The sequence below is a fragment of the Streptomyces sp. NPDC001231 genome, assembly GCF_042896885.1.
Classification (GTDB): domain Bacteria; phylum Actinomycetota; class Actinomycetes; order Streptomycetales; family Streptomycetaceae; genus Streptomyces.
This window is the reverse complement of the sequence record NZ_JBIAXS010000009.1, coordinates 139,758-157,080: the sequence shown is the minus strand read 5'-3', so window position 1 is coordinate 157,080 and position 17,323 is coordinate 139,758. Positions and strand designations below refer to the sequence as shown.

General features: G+C 72.3%; 9 protein-coding genes. 7 read left to right on the top strand and 2 right to left on the bottom strand.

The window, feature by feature from the left end; genetic code table 11:
* Positions 1 to 297 precede the first annotated feature (297 nt).
* Positions 298 to 591 carry a hypothetical protein gene (locus ACFY3J_RS13575; RefSeq protein WP_384179806.1) on the top strand — a complete coding sequence of 98 codons (294 nt, stop codon included), beginning with the start codon at positions 298 to 300 and terminating at the stop codon, positions 589 to 591.
* A 225-nt stretch (positions 592 to 816) separates the two neighbouring features.
* Here the strand turns inward: ACFY3J_RS13575 and ACFY3J_RS13570 are convergent, their stop codons facing one another.
* Both ACFY3J_RS13570 and ACFY3J_RS13565 read right to left on the bottom strand, forming a co-directional pair.
* The gene (locus ACFY3J_RS13570) at positions 817 to 2,193 is read right to left on the bottom strand and encodes a glycosyltransferase (protein WP_390840891.1); all 1,377 of its coding nucleotides are present in this window, start codon (positions 2,191 to 2,193) and stop codon (positions 817 to 819) included.
* Between the two features lie 208 nt (positions 2,194 to 2,401).
* Positions 2,402 to 4,591, bottom strand: a complete 2,190-nt coding sequence (locus tag ACFY3J_RS13565) for a chorismate-binding protein (RefSeq protein ID WP_390840890.1) — start codon at positions 4,589 to 4,591, stop codon at positions 2,402 to 2,404.
* A gap of 844 nt (positions 4,592 to 5,435) precedes the next feature.
* Here ACFY3J_RS13565 and ACFY3J_RS13560 point away from each other — a divergent pair.
* The 6 genes from ACFY3J_RS13560 (at position 5,436) to ACFY3J_RS13535 (ending at position 17,262) form a co-directional block, all read left to right on the top strand.
* On the top strand, positions 5,436 to 5,882 hold the full coding sequence (locus tag ACFY3J_RS13560) for a MarR family winged helix-turn-helix transcriptional regulator (RefSeq protein ID WP_384179812.1): 447 nt from the start codon (positions 5,436 to 5,438) through the stop codon (positions 5,880 to 5,882).
* Entirely contained in the window at positions 5,879 to 8,725 is a 2,847-nt protein-coding gene (locus tag ACFY3J_RS13555; RefSeq protein WP_390840889.1) for an AAA family ATPase, read from the top strand. Before ACFY3J_RS13560 ends, ACFY3J_RS13555 begins: the two co-directional genes overlap by 4 nt.
* A gap of 70 nt (positions 8,726 to 8,795) precedes the next feature.
* Positions 8,796 to 11,576: an AAA family ATPase gene (locus ACFY3J_RS13550; protein WP_390840888.1), complete on the top strand. Its 2,781-nt coding sequence runs from the start codon at positions 8,796 to 8,798 to the stop codon at positions 11,574 to 11,576.
* Positions 11,577 to 11,581: 5 nt separating this feature from the next.
* Positions 11,582 to 14,371, top strand: a complete 2,790-nt coding sequence (locus ACFY3J_RS13545) for an ATP-binding protein (RefSeq protein WP_390840887.1) — start codon at positions 11,582 to 11,584, stop codon at positions 14,369 to 14,371.
* 683 nt (positions 14,372 to 15,054) lie between these two features.
* Complete coding sequence (locus ACFY3J_RS13540; RefSeq protein WP_384180067.1) at positions 15,055 to 15,663, top strand: LuxR C-terminal-related transcriptional regulator; 609 nt, start codon at positions 15,055 to 15,057, stop codon at positions 15,661 to 15,663.
* Positions 15,664 to 15,903: 240 nt separating this feature from the next.
* Positions 15,904 to 17,262, top strand: a complete 1,359-nt coding sequence (locus ACFY3J_RS13535) for a beta-1,3-glucanase family protein (RefSeq protein ID WP_390840886.1) — start codon at positions 15,904 to 15,906, stop codon at positions 17,260 to 17,262.
* The last annotated feature ends 61 nt before the right edge of the window (positions 17,263 to 17,323 follow it).

The window sequence follows — 17,323 nt, the reverse complement described above, 5'->3', positions numbered from 1 at the left end:
GCCGCCCGCTGAGTCGTGATCACTGCGACCAGGGACAGTCGGCCCCTGTCCGTGGGCTCTTCGGCCACTGCCCCAGGACCGCCTGATGCCGGATGCTGGCTCGCGACCGATCCGGAGGTATCCCGTGCACGACCGAACAAGGCGCCCGCGCGGCCGTCTCCACCGCCGTCCCCCGTGGCGGGCGCCGCGCACGGGCCGGACCGGTCACCGTCCGACCGCCCGCCACGTCTGCCCTGACTCGCGGGCGGCCGGACGCACGATGCGTACCCATCCTGTACGGAGGCCGCGGTTACGCCGTTGCGGACCTCCCACGACGGGCCGGAGGTTCCGTGCGTTCTACTGGTCGGCGCCGAGGCTCTGATGGTGGTCCTGGTCGGTGGAGTGCTGGGAGCGCTGGTCGCCGGGCTCAACATGGTGGGCATGTGGAGCGCGCTGGGCCTGCTCTCGGCGCGGACGTCCATCGAAATGCCGTGGACGGCGCTCGCGGCGGCCATGGGTGCCTGCGCGGTGCTCGCCGTGATCTCGACGGTCGTTCCGGCCGGCCTCTCCCTGCGCCGCAGGGCGGTGGAGCCGGCGGGCGTACGTGAGTGACCGGCCGGCACCGGCCGATGGCAGGGGTCTCGTCTTCCAGCGCCGCCCCGACTGGGCCAAGTGGCCAAGGGCATCACCCGGTCCGGCGACGTACGCGCCGCTGGACCGGGCGTCGGCCGCCATCCGCCGCAGGCGGCGGCCGAGTCCATCACCGACTCCGACAGGCGACGCCGTGCGCGGTGCCGTTGCGGTCGGTGGACAGGGATGCCTGAAGGCCGTTCCCGGTCAGACCAGGGCCGGAAGGCCGAGGATGAGGTCGGCGGCGGCCGTCCGGCCGCCCGCGGCGCGCTGGAGCGCGCCGATGCGTTCCGCGTTCTCGTGGAAGGACGGTTCGCTCAGAACCCGGGTGAGCTTGTCCACGACGTCGTCGACGACGATGGTCTCCGGGTGGTCCAGGGTCAGGCTCACCCTCGAATCCCGGCCACGTACGGCCTGGTCGTAGCAGTGCGCCCACAGAGGGCGCACGACCAGCGGCTTGCCGAAGTAGAGGCCCTCGTGGAAGCCGTTGCCGCCGCCGTGGGTGAAGAACACCTTGACGCCGGGGTGGGCGAGGACGTCGAGCTGGGAGGGCACCCAGCTCTCGACGCGCAGGTTGCCCGGCAGCTCATCGGACGCCGGCAGCAGGTGCTGCTGTTCGGCGGGCAGCTTCCACAGCACCTGGTGTTCGCCCGCCAGTCGGCGGGCCACCTCGACCAGGGAACCCACCTGCTCCCGGGTCAGCCGGGTGATGGTGCCGAAGCCCATGTAGACGACGGACGACTGGTCGTCGAGCCACTTGCGCACCGGATCGTCTCCGGTGGTCTCCGGCAGTGGCGGCAGCACCGCGCCGACCAGGCGCATCTTCTCCGGGATGTCGAACGGATAGTCCAGCTCCGCGACCGAGTTGCACAGCACCAGCTCGGCCTTGTCGATCCGCGTCATCGGGTTGGGTGGTGGAAGTCCCAGCTCCTTGCGGAGACGGGAGTCCTTCGACAGCACCTTGCCCATGACCGGGTTGAAGAACATGGCCAGGGTACGGAACTTGAACAACTCGTTGGCCACCCGCTGCGCCAGGTTCATCCGGCGCGGCAGCCCCGAGTGCGGGACGGGGAAGTCACGCGGGGTGAGCCCCTTGGCGAAGGGACTGTGCGAGGTCAGCACGTTGCTGGGCAGGAACGGCACACTCAGCACGAAGGGGATGCCCCGGGAGACCGCCAGGTCCACGGCGAAACCGCTCATGCAGTCGACAACCATGAGCGTCGGCCGGACCCTGTCGACGATCTTCTGGAGCCGGTGGAACTTCTCGGCCTGGAGGGCGGGCTTGTAGGACTGCTTGATGACGGCGCGGTGGGCCCGGAAGCGGGAGCACTGCGTGACCTCCCGGTAGACGTCGTCGGGCCAGGTCACGGCCGACAGCTCGGGAATCACCTCGCCGAGGGAGGCGAACCGCACCGGTGCGCGTTCCGCCGTTCTGCGCACGTCCTCCCTGCGGTGCTCGTCGGTGGCGAACCACAGGTCCGCCACGCCCTGGCGGGAGAGTTCACCGGCCAGCACCAGCAGCGGGTTCAGCAGGCCGCTCTCGGGGAGACTGACGAACAGGATCGGCCGTCGGGCGGAATCCATGAAGTGCCTTGTGCCTTTCATCGGTGGCCGGCAGGACGGGGGAGCACCTCCCCGGGCGATCCGCATCGCCCGGCACTGTGATCTCACGCCGGATGCCGGAAGATCCTTAGACCTCCTGTTGAAGCGGGTGCGCACATTCCCGGACGCGGGACGGGGGCTGTCGAGGAGCACGTCGCCCCGCGCTCACAGAGCGGTATCCGGAGCAGACCTAGAGCCGACGCCCGCGCGAGCCCTGCAGGGCGACACCCGGGGCCTCCGGCGTGCCGTGTCCCGGGAACCGTGCGCCCAACAGGGACAGCAGTGGCTCGGCCTCGCGTGCCGTCTCCTCGAACACGGCGTCCGGGTCGCACGGCGCGGTCACGGCGGCGCCGACGCCGTAGCGCAGACGCCGGCCGCTCAGCACCGCGGTGCGGGTGGCGAGGCCGAAGTCGGCCGCTCCCGAAAGGGATAAGTAACCGATCGCCCCGGTGTGTACGCCGCGCGGCCCGCTCTCCAGCCGGTCCAGGGCCCGCATCGTCCGCGGCTTGGGAGCGCCGGTCACGGAGCCGCCCGGGAAGGCCGAACGCAACGCCGCCACGGCCGTGGTGCCTTGGCGCAGCCGCGCCCGGACCGTGCTCACCAGGCGGTGCCCGGCGGGACACGTCATCACGTCGAACAGCGGATCGACCGTGACGGCGGCGGCCTCGGCGCGGGAACCCAGATCGTGCCGCGCCAGGTCGACGAGGGTCAGATGGGCGGCCCGCTCCCGTTCACTGGTGGCGAGGTCCGCGACCAGCAGGGCGTCCTCCTCCGGCGTGCTCCCGCGGGGGCGGGAGCCCTCGGTGACCGTCGATTCCACCCACCCCTGTCGGTCGACGCGCAGGAAACGCCCGGAGGCGGAGCTGAGCACGGACAGCGCGCCGAATCCCAGGAACGCCCCGAACGGCGCCGGGGCGACCCGCCGCAGGGTGCGGTACGCCTGCCAAGGGTCGAGGTCCGTCCTGGTCTCGATCATGTTGGCGAGATACAGCCCATGGGTGTGGCCGGCGGTCAACTCGTCCTGGCAGGCGGCGACGAGCTTGAGGTACCGCTCGCGCTCATGACGCAGCCGCAGCCGTGCCGGCCGGGCCGGTGACGGGATGCGGGCGGCCGGAACGGGCAGCGGCGGCACGGCGGCAAGCCGCGCCGAGACGGCGGTGAGCCAGGACCGGGCCGGACCCTCGTCCTCCTCCTCGGCCAGGGCGAGCAGATACGCGGTGCCCGTGCCGTGGTCCAGGACGACGGCACGGTCGGCGAAGACCATGACGGCGTCCGCAGTCGGTGACCGGTGCGCCCTCGTGCCGCCGCACTCGGCCTTCAACTCGTAGCCCAGACAGCCGACCCAGCCGAGCGCGAAGTCGAACGGCAGCTCCGGGACCTCCACCGTCACGGACCGCAGGTCCTCGTCGAGCCAGCGCAGGAACGGACTGCGGACCACCTCGGCGGACCCCGGCGCCCGGACGGACACGCTGCCCCTGACCACGTGCGCGGTGGCGACCCGGGCGAGCGGCCCGTCCGCGTTGCCGAGGACGGACATCCGGCCCGGACCGCCGTCCGCCCGGCCGCTGTCCAGCCAGAAGGGATGGTCACCGGAGCGGAACAGGCGGTCGAAGACCGTCTCCGCCTCCCAGCGCGTCTCCAGCCGTTCGGCCAGCACCCGCAGCCTGCGGCGCGGGTGCCGCGCACGGTCACCGGCGCCCGGGAGCCGCTTCGGCGCCTTCCCCGCACCGGTGGCGGTGACTGCCGGTGCCCGCCGTGGCGGGGCACCGGCGAACAGGGGCGGGCCGGGGCGGGATCTCCGGTATTCCTCCGTCAGTTCGCGGAAGCCCGCGAGCAGTTGACGGCCCGTGTCCGTGCCGGAGGACTCGGGGTGGAACTGCACTCCCCACAGCGGCAGACTCCGGTGGCGCAGCGCCATGACCACGCCGTCGTCCGTCGCCCAGGCGGTGGGCTCCAGGGCGGGGGAGAGACCCGTGACCGCGAGCGCGTGGTAACGGACGACCTCGAGCGGGTTGGGCAGTTGCCGGAGGAGCCCGGTACCGGTGTGCCGCACGGGCGAGACGCGTCCGTGGCACGGCCAGGGCGCACGGCCCACAGTGCCGCCGTGCACCAGCGCGATCGTCTGGTGGCCGAGACCCACGCCGAGCACGGGCAGCCGGTCCTGACGGCAGACCTCGGCATCGATCGCCGTGCCGGCGCGGTCGTGCGGGGTGCCCGGCCCCGGGCAGAGCACCACGTTGTCGAAGTCCCGCAGCAGGCCTGGGCGCCAGGAGGGGGCGTCGTGGCGGACGACCTCGGGCTCCCGGTTGTTCACCTCGGCGAGGCGATGGAACAGGTTGTGGGTGAAGGATTCGTCGTTGTCGACGAGCAGAGTGCGCATCGCGGGTCCTCGCTCCGCAGGTGCGGGGACCGGAACCAGGGCGTCGGAGGAGGAGCGTCGTCAGCCGGAACCGCGTCGGTCCCCGTGCTGCGGATTGGGTGGCTCGGTTTCCGAAAGGCGGGAGAAGTGTGTTGATTCCGGCCAAGTGTATTTCGGTCATGAAGCGGGCATCGCGCGCCGGATCCCTATTCTCGGCGTCACGACAAGACGCTTCCTCTGTCTGAAGAGGAACCGAATTAGCAAATTGCCGGGTTTCGCCCGAGGCTATTTGCTGTCGGGAACGCACGGGTTCGGCCGGGCTCGTGCTTCCCGGATGAGGATGTGCACGGAAGCGCGAGTGCGGTGGGGGTGGGCCGACCGTTCCGTGGTTCTCATCGGACTCCCGCTCCTTCCGGTCGGGGTGCGCGTCGCCTTCCTAAGTGATCTCATGCGCGACACCGGAAATTCCCTAGTGTCGAGCGCGCGAGCGGTGGGCGGCCAGGTGGCGGGCCCAGATTGCCGGTGTTCGCGGACGGTGGGGCCGCGTGGCGCCGCGCGGTCCGGGGCGACCGGCGAGATGTGTGGATGACGCGTCCGGGGGGCGGGTGGGCTCCGGCTTGCCCGCTTGGACGCCGTGCCGGTCCGATTGCCGCCCGGAGTCCGTGCGTATCGCGTGACGATCAGTCACCAGTCACGGGCATATCGGTTAGCCATCGCAAAGTCGAGCATCAGGCGCAAGGCTTCGATCCGCGCTGACGCAGCCCTCGGAGCGCAATCATATTCGGCCGACCAGTCGCCCGTTGAACCGCATGCCTCTGACTCAACAATAGCTGACTGGACAAGTGTTCTGGATTAGAATCCCCATGTGCCTTCCTCGAACCCGATCGACCACCCCCTCATCACGACGTTCGGCCGCCTGGTGGAGACCCACAGTCACCTCGAGCGGCGCCTGGGCACGGCCATGCAGTCGGAAGTCGGCCTGCCGCACGTGTGGTTCGAGGTCCTGATCCGGCTCGCCCGCTCGGAGGGAGGACAGTTGACCATGAGCGCGCTGGCCGACCAGATCGCCCTGACCACCAGCGGGGTCACCAGGCTGATCGACCGGATACAGGCGGCCGGCTACGTCGAACGCTGCCCCTGCGTCAGGGACCGAAGGATCGCCTACGCCGCCATCACCGACGCCGGGCACGACGTCCTCTCCCGGGCCGCGGTCGGACACGTACGCAATCTGCGGGACACCTTCGCCCAGTTCAGCGAGGACGACCTGGCCACCCTGGACAACCTGCTCGACCGCCTCCGGAGTACGACGTGATACACGGCCGCGACAACGAGTCGACCGCACTCGGCGCCCGTGCGGCCGCCGCATGCCGTGGTGAGACGGGGTGCGTGGTGCTGACCGCACCGCCCGGCTACGGAAAGAGCGTGCTCCTCGACGCCCTGCTGCGCGCTCCCGCGTGCCGGGACATGACGGTGCTGCGGGCGCACTGTGGCGAGGCGGCCGGAGGGGCCGGCGCCTACGCGGGGCTGAGGGCGCTGTTCGCGCCGGCGGGCGCGCCGGCTCCGGACCGCCTGGAGCCGGAACCGGGCGAGGACAGCCCGGCCGTGTTCCTGCCCGGCCCCGGGGACGCCCAGCGGTTCACCCTCACCTCCGCCCATCCGGTGTTCCGCCGGCTCCTCGGGCACGTGCTGCGGCTCACGGCGGACCGGCCGCTGCTGCTCGTACTCGACGACGCCCACCACTGCGACGAACACTCCCTGCGCTGGCTGGAGTTCCTGCTGCGGCGGGCGGCCGGGCAGCCGCTGCTGGTGGTCCTCGCCCGGAGCTCCGGCACCGACCCGCGCGCTCCCCGGGCCTGGGCGGACCTCCTCGCCCACCCCTCGGTGTCCGCGCTGCCCCTCGGGCCACTCGGCACCGACGCCGTCGGCGGCCTCGCCGAAGAGGTCTTCGGCACGCCGGCGCACCCCCGACTCGCCGAGCGCGTCGCCGCGGTCACCGGCGGCAACCCGCGCACCGCCGTCCGGCTGCTGCGCGAGCTGAGAAGACGCGGTGCGGCTCCGGACGAGGCCGGAGCACAACAGGCGTGGGAACTCGGCGGCGGAATGGCCGCACGGTCGGTGCGGCGTGTGGTCGACCGCGAGTCCGCCGCGGTCCGGAGTGTCGCCACGGCGATCGCGCTGCTCGGGAGCACGCAGTTCCCGGAGGGCGTCGCGGTGCTGGCGGAGGTGGACCGCGCGCAGGCCGAGGAGGCGATCGCCGTGCTGCGCCACGCGGGAGCCCTCACTCCCGACGGCACCGCTCTGGTGCACGAAGCCGTACGTTCCGCGTTCCTCGAACCGCTCGGCACCGCGCGGGCGGCCGACCTGCACGCCCGCGCCGCGCTGTTGCTCAGCGACGCCGGCCGGCCCGTCGAGGAGGTGGCCCGGCATCTGATGCGGATGCCTCGCGCCCGGGAACCCTGGATGACCGCGGTCCTGCGGGACGCCGCCGCCCGGGCCGAGCAACGCGGCGCCCTCGCCGAGGCCGCCGGCTGTCTGCGCCGGGTGCTGGAGGCCGAGCCCGACGACGTCGAGGCACGGCTGCGGCTGGCGCTCGCCGTGGCACCCGACGACCCCCTGAGCGCCGTTCCGCTGTTCCGCGCGGCGCTCGCCGGCACGGCCGACACACGCGCGCGGGCCGCCATCGCGGTCCAGTACGCCATGGCATGCCTGTCCGTACCGCTCCCGGCCGCTTGCCGGGCGGAGATCCTGGGAGCCCTGGAGACCGCCTGGGACACCCTGGCGTCCGGCCCCGAGCGTGCCCCGCAACTGCGCGACCAGGTGGCGACCGTGCTCCTGCTCATGGGACGGCGCGGGACCGGACTGGCGGCGCGGGAGCACCGCGGCACGGTGACGGCGTCGTACCGGCTGCGCACCGACCGGCACGAGACGGAGGCGCTCGCCGCCCTGCGTACCGCGCTGGCCGGCCACTCCCGGGAGGCGGCCGTGAAAGGCGCCCGGCGCGCGCTGGCCACGCCCTCCCTCCAGCCGCCGCCGTGGCTGCTGTTCACCGCCGCCGCCACACTCGGCCTCGCGGACGAGACGACGGAGGCGCACACCGCGCTGGACACCATGCTGCGGCGCGAGGGCGACGAACCGACGGCCTGGGTGCACGTGCTCGCCGGGTCCCTGAGGTCCCACCTGCTGCACCGTGACGGTGCCGTCCTCGACGCCGCAGCGGAAGCCCGCTCGACGATCGCCGCGGCGGGCCGGACCAACTGCGAGGCACGGCTGGTCACGGCACGAGCGGTGCTGGCGTCGGTGCTCGTCGACCGCGGCGAGCCGCAGCAGGCCGAGCGGCTGCTCGACCGGATCGGCCGTTCCGAGCCGAGCGGTTCGGCCCTCGCCTACCTGCTGTATCTGCACACCCGCGCCCGCACCCGCTGGGCGACCGGCAACCCGCGGCAGGCGCTGCGGCTGCTGCGCGAGTGCGGCGCGGTGCAGGAGACCGCCGGTGTGCTGAGCCCGGTGCTCACCTCCTGGTGGGTGGACACCTGCCTGATCCTCGCGACCATCCGGCCCGCGGAAGGCAGGGAACTGGCCGAACAAGGAGCCGAACGCGCGCGGCGCTGGGGAACGCCGCGCGCCCTCGGGCTCGCCGCGCTCGCGGCGGGTGTCCTCACCCCGGGCCGGGCCGGGCTCGATCTGCTCGCCGAGTCGGCCCACCAGCTGTCCCGGTCGCCCGCGGTCTCCGCGTACGCCCGTGCCGAGTACGCGCTGGGCCGGGCCCTCCTGCTGCACGGCGACGAGGCCGGTGCCCGGGAGCGGCTGCGCAAGGCCGCCGGCATCGCGGGTGGCTGCGGGGCGCTCGCGCTGGCGGAGTCGGCCCGCAGCCTGCTGGTCTCCGCCGGTGGGCGCATGGGCCACGCCGCCGACGCGCCGGCCGGCGGCCTGCTCACCACCACGGAGCTGAAGGTGGCCGGACTGGCGGTGTCCGGGGCCAGCAACCGCCAGATCGCACAACGGCTGTTCGTCACGGTGCGCACCGTCGAGTCACATCTGACCAATGTCTACCGGAAGCTCGGGGTGCGCCGACGGGACCAGCTCACGGACGCCCTGCGCGCCGTGCACGGCCGCTCATGGCCTCTGCCGGGCTGGTCGGTGCTGGAAGGGGCGTGAGGGTCCGACCTGTCGGGGACTCACACCCCGCACAACACGAACGGGGGCAGGAAGACAGGGTGAGTGACGGATGACGGGGTCAACCCCCTCTCACCAGCCGCGGTATCACGCGCGGTCGGCGACGGCCGCCGAGGACCCGCCGTCCCGAGTCCGGGAACGGGCCATGGTGGCAGCGGTCGTCGACGGGCTCGGCACCTCGGGACCGGTGCTCGTCACGCTGTCGGGCAGAAGCGGGCTGGGCCAGTCCGATCTGGTGCGCCGGGCGGCCGACCGGGCCCGCGAGTCGGGCCACCGGGTGCTGCGCGCCCGAGCCGCGCTGTCGGAGTCCGAACTGCCGTACGGAGTGGTCACGCAGCTGCTCGAACCGCTCGACGCCCCACCGATCGGCATGCGGGCGACACCATCGGGGCCGACGCGGCGCGAGCCCTTTCCGGGGCTGGCCGGGCTGCTGCGCGCGGCGCGCGAGGGTCCGACCGTCCTGGCCGTCGAGGACGCGCACTGGCTCGACCGGGAGTCGCTGCACTGGCTCCAGGCGCTGCTGCGCAGATCCGCCGGGGCACCGCTCGCGGTGGTGTGCGGCGGCGACGACGCGGCGGCGGCCGACCCCGGCTGGCCGAGCGAACTCGGCTCCGCACCCGGCCCGGTCGCCCATCACCTGACCCTGGCACCGCTGCCCCCGGACGAGGTCGCCGCCGAGGTGGCCCGGGTCTGCGGACCCGCGGACGAGGCGTTCACGGCCGAGGCCGGCCGGATCAGCGGCGGGCATCCCGCGGTGCTGCACGACCTGTTGCAGCGGTTCGCCGCGCTCGGACACCGGCCGGCCGCGGTCCAGGTGCCGGCCCTCCGGGCGACCGGCTCCGCCGTGCTCGGCGACCACCTGATGAGCGCCGTACGGGGACTCGGCGCCGAAGCGGGCGAGGTGGTGCGGGTGCTGGCGGTCTGCGGACACCTGCTCGACTTCCCCCTCGTGCGCACGCTCGCTCGCGCGGGCTCCCTCAACGAACACCGGCTGCGGGCGGCCCTCGCCCGGACGGCCGGTATCCGCGCCCTGCCCAACGGCCGCCTCAGGGTCGAACCGGATTTACGGGTACGCGTGTTGGAGGACATGGCGGCCGACGACCGGACCGATCTGCACGTTCGGGCCGCCGAACTCGCCCACCGCGCCGGGGCCGAGGACCGGGCCGTGGCCGACCTGCTGCTCGCCGCGCGCCCGACCGGGGCCGCCTGGGCGATCCACACACTGCGCCGCGACGCGGACCACGCCGTACGGGAGGGCGAGCACGACCGCGCCGCCGTACTCCTCGCGCGGGCGGCGGAGGAGGAACGGGATCCCGCCGAACGCGCCCGCCTCGGCCTCGAACTGGCCGCCGTTCACCTGGTCACCGAGCCCGATGCCGGGGACCTGCGGATCGAGCGGCTGATCCGTACGCCCGAGAACCCCGCCGCCGTGCGCCTGCACGCCGCCGATCTCGGCCTCACCGGAGGCGGTACCGAGGTGGTGCGCCGGTCGCTCGCGGACGCGCTGACGGTCACGGCCGGGGCCGAACGGGACGACCTGCTCGCGCTTTTCTGGGCCGCCGATCCGACCGGCCAGGGAAGCGGCGAACCGTCCGTGCCCACGGTGCCACCCCTGCCGCAGCGCCCGGCCACACGCGCGCAGGCCGCCGTGCGCGCCTGGCAGCTCGCGCTGTACGGCGAGAGCCTGCACGAGGTCAGGAGCCTGGCCCAGGCCGCCCTCACCGATGAGCAGCGGCCGGACGGCCCGCTCGTCCAGCCCGCCCTGGCGGCGTGCAAGGCCCTGTGCCTCACGGACGCGCTGGACGACGCGGAGTCAGGCCTGAACCGGCTGCTCGGCGCACTCGACGGCAGCCGGCTCCGGCTCGCCGCCCCCCAGATCCTCGCCCTGCGCGGCGAACTCAACGTACGCAGAGGCCGGCACGCCCAGGCGGAGCGGGACCTGGAGGCCGCCGAGCGAGGGGCGCGCCTGCTCGGCAGATCGGCCGCCCTCCTGCCCCATCTGTACGGCATCCGCATCGTCGTGGACGTGGAGAGCGGCCGCGAGGACGCGGCACGCGAGCGTGCCGCCGTGCTCCTGCCGCCCGCCGCGGAGGACAGCGAGCACTGGCCCCGCCTGCTGTTCGCGCGGGGAGTGGTCGCGCTGCGCGGCGGCAACCCCGTGCAGGCGCGCGACCAGTTCCGGGAGTGCGGGCGCCGGCTGCTGAGCCGCCATCACCTCAACCCCGTGCTGGTGCCGTGGCGTTCGCTGACGGCACTGACCTGCCACACCCTGGGTGAGTCGGCCGAGGCACGGCGACTGAGCGAACAGGAACTGGCGCTCGCCCGGCGCTGGGGCGCGGGCAGCACCCTGGCCTGGGCCAAGCTGACCGCGGTGCTGCTGGCCGGGCGGGAGGACCGCCTGGCGGGCATCCGCTCGGCCATGGGAGCGGTGCGCTCGGCGCCGACCGGTCCGGAGTACGCCCGAGTCCTGGCGGAATACACGGCCCTGGAGATGACGGAGAGCGGCGGCGACCGGCGGATGGCCGCACTGTCGCTCGCCGAACTGTGCGCGCTGACCGCCGCCCACCCGTCCGCCCCCATGGCGGTCAGGGCCCGTGCGCTGGCTGGAGCGGCCACCGGCACGGTGTCGGTTCCGGGCTGGGGCGACCTCTCGGAGGCCGAGCGGCAGTCCGCGCTCCTCGCCGGCCGCGGCCGCAGCAACCGGGACATCGCCGCGCTGCTGGAGATCTCGAGCCGTGCCGTCGAACTGCGGCTCGCCCGTGTCTACCGCAAGCTGCGCATCAACGGGCGCCAGGAACTGCGGGAACTGGTCCGCGCGATGGAAGGACACTGAACGCGATGCTGCTCGAAAGAGGTGCCGAGCTGGCGGCGGCGCGACAGGCGCTGCGCGCCGCCGCCGAGGGACGCTCCTCCCACATGGTGCTGGCCGGCCCCCTGGGCATCGGCCGTTCGGCGCTGCTGAACGAACTGCCCCGCTGCGCCGACGAGGGCGCGGTGCATGTGCTGCGGGCCAACGCCGCGCCGACGGAACAAGGTCTCGCCTGCGGTGTGGTGCGTCAGCTGTTCGACAGCCTGCTCACCACGGCACCCGGGCCGGGCCGGGAACGGCTGCTCGCCGACGCGGGGGCCGCCCGGCAGGTGCTCGGCGACGACGTGGTGCCCGACCCCGAGTCCTTGGACGGAACGGTTCTGCGCGATCTGCGCTCGCTGCTGGCCAAGTTGAGCGCCACAGCACCCCTGCTGATCCTCATCGACGACCTTCAGTGGGCGGACTCGTGGTCACTGCGCTGGCTCGCCCATCTCGCCCCGCGGCAGGACGGGCTGCGGCTGCTGCTCGTGTGCACCCTGCGGGACGGCGATCCGGGTTCACGCGACCCCCTGGTGCACGAGGTGGTGGGCGCCTCGGCCCGGACTCTGCGTCCCGTGCCCCTGTCTCCGGCCGCCACCGGGGAACTCGTGCGCGCGCGCCTGGGGGAACCCGCCGACGAAGACTTCGTCCACGCCTGCCACGACATGTCCCAGGGGCGTCCGCTGTTCCTTCTGTCCGCGCTGTCCGAATTCGCCCTCACGGGCTGCCCGCCGGTCGCCGCGAGCACCGCGCTCGTGCACGCGACGCGCCCCGCGCAACTCCGCGACCGCTTGCTGAACTGCCTGCTGCTCCAGCCGCGACCGGTCCGGGACGCGGCGGCCGCGATCGCCACGCTGGCCGGGCACGAGGAGCCCGCACTCCTCGGCCGCCTCGCGGGCCTCGACGACGTCGGCTTCACGACGGCGCTGCGCGTCCTGCACCAACTCGGGCTGACGGCCGGGGAGGACGAGGCGTGCTTCGCTCACCCGTCCGTACGGGAGGCCGTCGAATGCTCGATGAGCGCCGCCGAACGGCAGCGCTGGCAGGAGGCCGCCGCCGGGGTCCTGTACGACGCCGGGCTCCCGGCGGAGCAGGTCGCCGCACAGCTGATGGCGATTCCGACGCCCCGGTACCCCTGGGCCGTCCCGGTGCTGCGCAGCGCGGCGGACACCGCACGGCGCAAAGGGAGACCGGAACTGGCCGCCCGGTATCTGCGGCGGGCGTTGCTGGAAGCGGTCGAGCAGGACCGGACGAGGGCCCAACTGCTGGTCGAACTCGCGGCTGTCGAGCTGTCCTTCGATCCGCCGGCCGCCGAATCCCACATCGCGCAGGCACTGCCCCTGCTCCCCACGGCCCGTGACCGCGCTGCCGCGGTGCTGCGGCTCTCGCCCTGTGTGACCAGCCCCGTGACCCCGTCGGGGGCCGCCCTGCTCAGGCGCGCCGCCGAGGAGCTCGTGGACCCGTACGTGCGCGACGACCCCGGCGGCGAAGAGGCGCTGTCCCTGGAAGCCAGGCTGCGGTACACGGGTCTCGACGACTACGCCCAACTCGCCGACGCCGTCGGCAGGCTGCGCGTCCTGGAGCCCACGGTCCGCTCGCGCGGCGGCCGGGAACTGCTGGCCGTGCTGCTGCACGCGGCGACGCTCAGTGCCGACGGAGAGGCGTCGGAGATCGTACGGCAGGCCCGCGGCATCCTCGACTGGGAACCGGCGACCGCCACCGGCGGCGGCTCGGTGATGCAGTTGGTGATGTTCTCCCTGGTGGGCGCCGACGCCCTGCAGACGGCCGAGTCCTGGCTGAACGCCGCGGAGCGGAGCGGGTACGGGGACGACGGCGGGGGCGATGCCATGGGGCATGCGCGGTGCGCGCTGTTCCACATCGCGCGCGGCCGGCTGCCCCAGGCCAGGGAGCAGGCGGAGCGAATCGCCGAACTGACCGGCACGATCGGGGAGGAGAGCCGTTGCTTCGTCTACGGTGTGCTGGGCGCACTGGCCCTGTCGGCGCGTGATGTGCAACTGGGTTCACGCATCGTGGCCGAGGCGGCCGGCCGGTCCCTCGCGCCGATCCCGGCCGCACTGCTGAGCCTGCTCCGGATGGCGGAACAGGCCCAGGCGGGCGAGGCCGACACGGCCCTGGAGACGGCCATGGAGTGCGGTCGGCAGCTGGAGTGCGCGGGGTGGCGCAATCCCGTTCTGTTCCCCTGGCGTCCTTGGGCGATCTCCCTCTCCCAGCAGCTCGGCGACCATCACCTGGCCCGGACCCTGGCGGCGGAGGAATGCGCGCGGGCGAGGGAGTGGGGAGCGCCGGTGGCCATCGGCCGGGCACTGCGGCTGCGGGCCCGCGCCGACGGGGCGGATGACCGGGTCGATCTGCTGCGGGAGGCCGTGGCGACCCTCCGCGACTCCGCCAACGAACTGGAACTCTTCATGGCCGTAAGGGACTTGGGGCGGCTGCTGGGGGACGGTGCCGAGGCCCGGGAGGCGCTGCGCGAGGCCGGTGAGCTGGCGGAGTCCTGCGGCGTACCCTGGCTGGCCGGGCCGGTCAGCGCGGAAGGCCGGCCCTCCGTCCCGGTCGTACGGACGGCACTCACCCGTACCGAGAGCCGTGTGGCATCACTAGTTGTCAATGGGCTCACCAATCAGGAAATTGCAACTGAACTCCAAGTGAGTGCCCGAGCTGTGGAAAAGCATCTGACAAACTCCTATCGTAAACTCGGCATTACGGGCAGGCGTGAGCTGGCCGCAGTTCTCCAGGAAACCGGCGTGCACGCTCCTGGCTGAACGGGCATTTGGTTCGCCCGTTTCTGTCAAAAATGCCCTCTGACCTGCTCCTTCGTAACCGTACCGAACCTTGGGTGCGGTGTTCGGGCGACCGACCGAACCTTCCCCCGCAACTCCACAGAATCGGCGGGATCAGGCCGGTTCACGTTGACCCCGTCACCGTTGGCTCTCTAGAGTTCCAGGTGTGGTTCCAGTGGTGAATAGTGAATTGAACGGTCAGGGAAACCGCGTCCCTCTCGGCTTTCCTCTTCCGTGAGAGAGGAGAAGGGAAAGCTTTGGAGGGCCGGCGAGTTTCCTGACCGGGAAGGCCATTGGAACCTGATACCTGTTCACCCATCACATGAGTACCAACCGCTGCGCAGACCGACGGTCCGGTGACGGCGACGAGAGGTCGCAAACCGGCAACGTTGTCAGATGCGTGAGGCACTGCCCGCCGCCACATTCGCTGGTGTGCGCCCTCCAGGCAGGGGCGCCCGGGCGCCCTCGTGCCGAGCCGTCCTGTCGTGGCCCGAACCGATCGGGTCCACCGCGCGCGGAGTACACCCCCCACCGCACGAAGGGCGATTATGCCGCAGGTCACCAACTCACGACGTGAGACGAGTTCGTTCACGTCCACCCTCGCTGTTTCGGGGAAGGGGAAAGCCCGCGACCTCCTCGAGGGCGAGGGGTCGCCGCAGACCGCGATGCTCGACGAGGGCCGCCTCAACATGGCACGTCTCGACCGGGCGTTGACCATCCAACAGGCCAGCGAGGGGTTCTTCTGGCAGTTCGGAGGCTCGTCCGCCGAGTTGTGCGGCCGGACCTTCAGTGATCTCGTCCACCCCAGTGTCCAGCAGCCGCTGATGCGGCAGTTCACCGGTCTCATCGAGGGCCGGCGTGATCGCTTCGCCACCGACGTCATCGCCGTGGGGCGGGACGACGCCACGTTCACCGTCCCTCTGACGGCCCTCATGGTGCGGGGCGGTCTCCCGGACGAGTCCTCGATCCTGGTCATGATGCCCAGCGCACAGAACGACTCGGCCGACTCGGAGGTCGTCGGCGGACGCAACAAGAAGCTCCTGAGCCCGATCGACGCCCGGATACTCGAAGGCATAGCCTCCGGACTCTCCACGATCCCGCTCGCCTCACGACTGCACCTGAGCCGGCAGGGCATCGAGTACCACGTGACCTGTCTGCTGCGGAAACTCCGGGTGCCGAACCGGGCGGCGCTGGTCTCCCGCGCGTACTCCATGGGCGTGCTCAAAGTCGGCGTCTGGCCGCCGAAGGTGGTCCCGGACTTCATCAAGGACTGACGGTACGGGGGAGTTCCTGCCCCGGACCGGATCATGTCGGCCGCTCGTGCGGGTCGGGGGACGCCTCGGCCCGCGCGCGGCGGCTCCCATCAAGTAATGAAGGCACGCATCGCCAACTCCCGTGATTTCAGTTTCAGTTGTTGACGCCGACCGTCGGTGGGGATACAACCCGGAGAGAGCGCTCTCACGCCTGCTGCTGCTCCACCCCCACGCACGCCGAACCGGCTTGAGGAGACCCGTATGCAGACCTTCTCCGGCGCACTCACCCGCAGACCGGCAACCACCGTCCCGCGTGCCCGTATGGCGCTCGGCCTGGTCGTCGTCCTGCTCGCCGCCTGCTTCGCCGCTCTGACCCCGTCGTCCGCGCACGCCGCGGACCAACTGCTGTCCCAGGGGCGCCCCGCCGTGGCGTCCTCGGTGGAGAACGACACCTTCCCGGCCGCCGCCGCGGTCGACGGCAACGTCGGCACCCGCTGGTCCTCCGCCTTCTCCGACCCGCAGTGGCTCCGGGTGGACCTCGGATCCGTCCAGCAGCTCACCCGCGTCACCCTCAACTGGGAGGCCGCGTACGCCAAGTCCTTCCAGATCCAGACCTCCACGGACGCGAACACCTGGACCACGGTCTACTCCACCACCACCGCCACCGGCGGCACCCAGAACCTCGCCGTCACGGGCAGCGGCCGCTATGTGCGCGTGAACGGAACCGAGCGAGCCACCCCGTACGGCTACTCCCTGTGGGAGTTCCAGGTCTACGGGCCCGGCGGCACCACCACCCCGCCGGACGACTTCTGGGGCGGCACCAGTGACATACCCGCCGCGAAGAACGCAGTCGAGGTGAAGATCCTCAACCGGACCAACGGCAAGTACCCGGACAGCCAGGTGTACTGGAGCTTCAACGGTCAGGTCCACTCCATCGCCGAGCAGCCCTACCTGGACATGCCGGCGAACTCGGCGGGCCGCATGTACTTCTACCTCGGCTCGCCGGGCGGCCCCTACTACGACTTCATCGAGTTCACCGTCGGCAACAACGTCTTCAACGGCAACACGACCCGCGTCGACGCCTTCGGCCTGAAGCTCGCCATGCGCCTGCACACCAAGGACGGCTACGACGTCGAGGTGGGCGAGAACCGGCAGACGTTCGCCGAGGACCGCGCCACCACCTTCCAGCGCTTCACCAATGCCGTTCCGGACCAGTTCAAGGTACTGGCGCAGACCCAGGCCCCGTACCGGATCATCGCTCCCGGCAGCGACCCCAGCTTCCGCGCGGGCGGCGCGAACGCCAACTACTTCACCTCGTACGCCCAGTCCGTCGGCGTCAACGCGGCCACCTCCGACATCTTCGGCTGCGCCGCCTCGCTGGCCGGCAACCCCGACATGTGCGCCGCCCTCAACCGGCACGTCGCCACGCTGCCGGCCTCCCAGCGGTCCGACCCGGCCCAGTACTACAAGGCGGCACCCGCGAACTACTACGCCCAGTTCTGGCACGACAACGCCATCAACCGGCTCGCCTACGGCTTCCCCTACGACGACGTGGCGGGCCAGTCCTCCTTCATCTCCCACGGCAACCCGCAGTGGCTGCTGGTGGCCGTCGGCTGGTAGCCGACCACGAGAGGGTGTCCGGGGCCGTCGCGACAGGCGGCCGCGGACACCCTCTCCTCGT

What these genes read in the sequence shown, in the direction of transcription:
- ACFY3J_RS13570 (WP_390840891.1), bottom strand. Translation starts at nt 2,193, where the DNA reads ATGGATTCCGCCCGACGGCCGATCCTGTTCGTCAGTCTCCCCGAGAGC.
- ACFY3J_RS13565 (WP_390840890.1), bottom strand. Translation starts at nt 4,591, where the DNA reads ATGCGCACTCTGCTCGTCGACAACGACGAATCCTTCACCCACAACCTG.
- ACFY3J_RS13550 (WP_390840888.1), top strand. Translation starts at nt 8,796, where the DNA reads ATGACGGGGTCAACCCCCTCTCACCAGCCGCGGTATCACGCGCGGTCG.
- ACFY3J_RS13545 (WP_390840887.1), top strand. Translation starts at nt 11,582, where the DNA reads ATGCTGCTCGAAAGAGGTGCCGAGCTGGCGGCGGCGCGACAGGCGCTG.
- ACFY3J_RS13540 (WP_384180067.1), top strand. Translation starts at nt 15,055, where the DNA reads ATGCTCGACGAGGGCCGCCTCAACATGGCACGTCTCGACCGGGCGTTG.
- ACFY3J_RS13535 (WP_390840886.1), top strand. Translation starts at nt 15,904, where the DNA reads ATGCAGACCTTCTCCGGCGCACTCACCCGCAGACCGGCAACCACCGTC.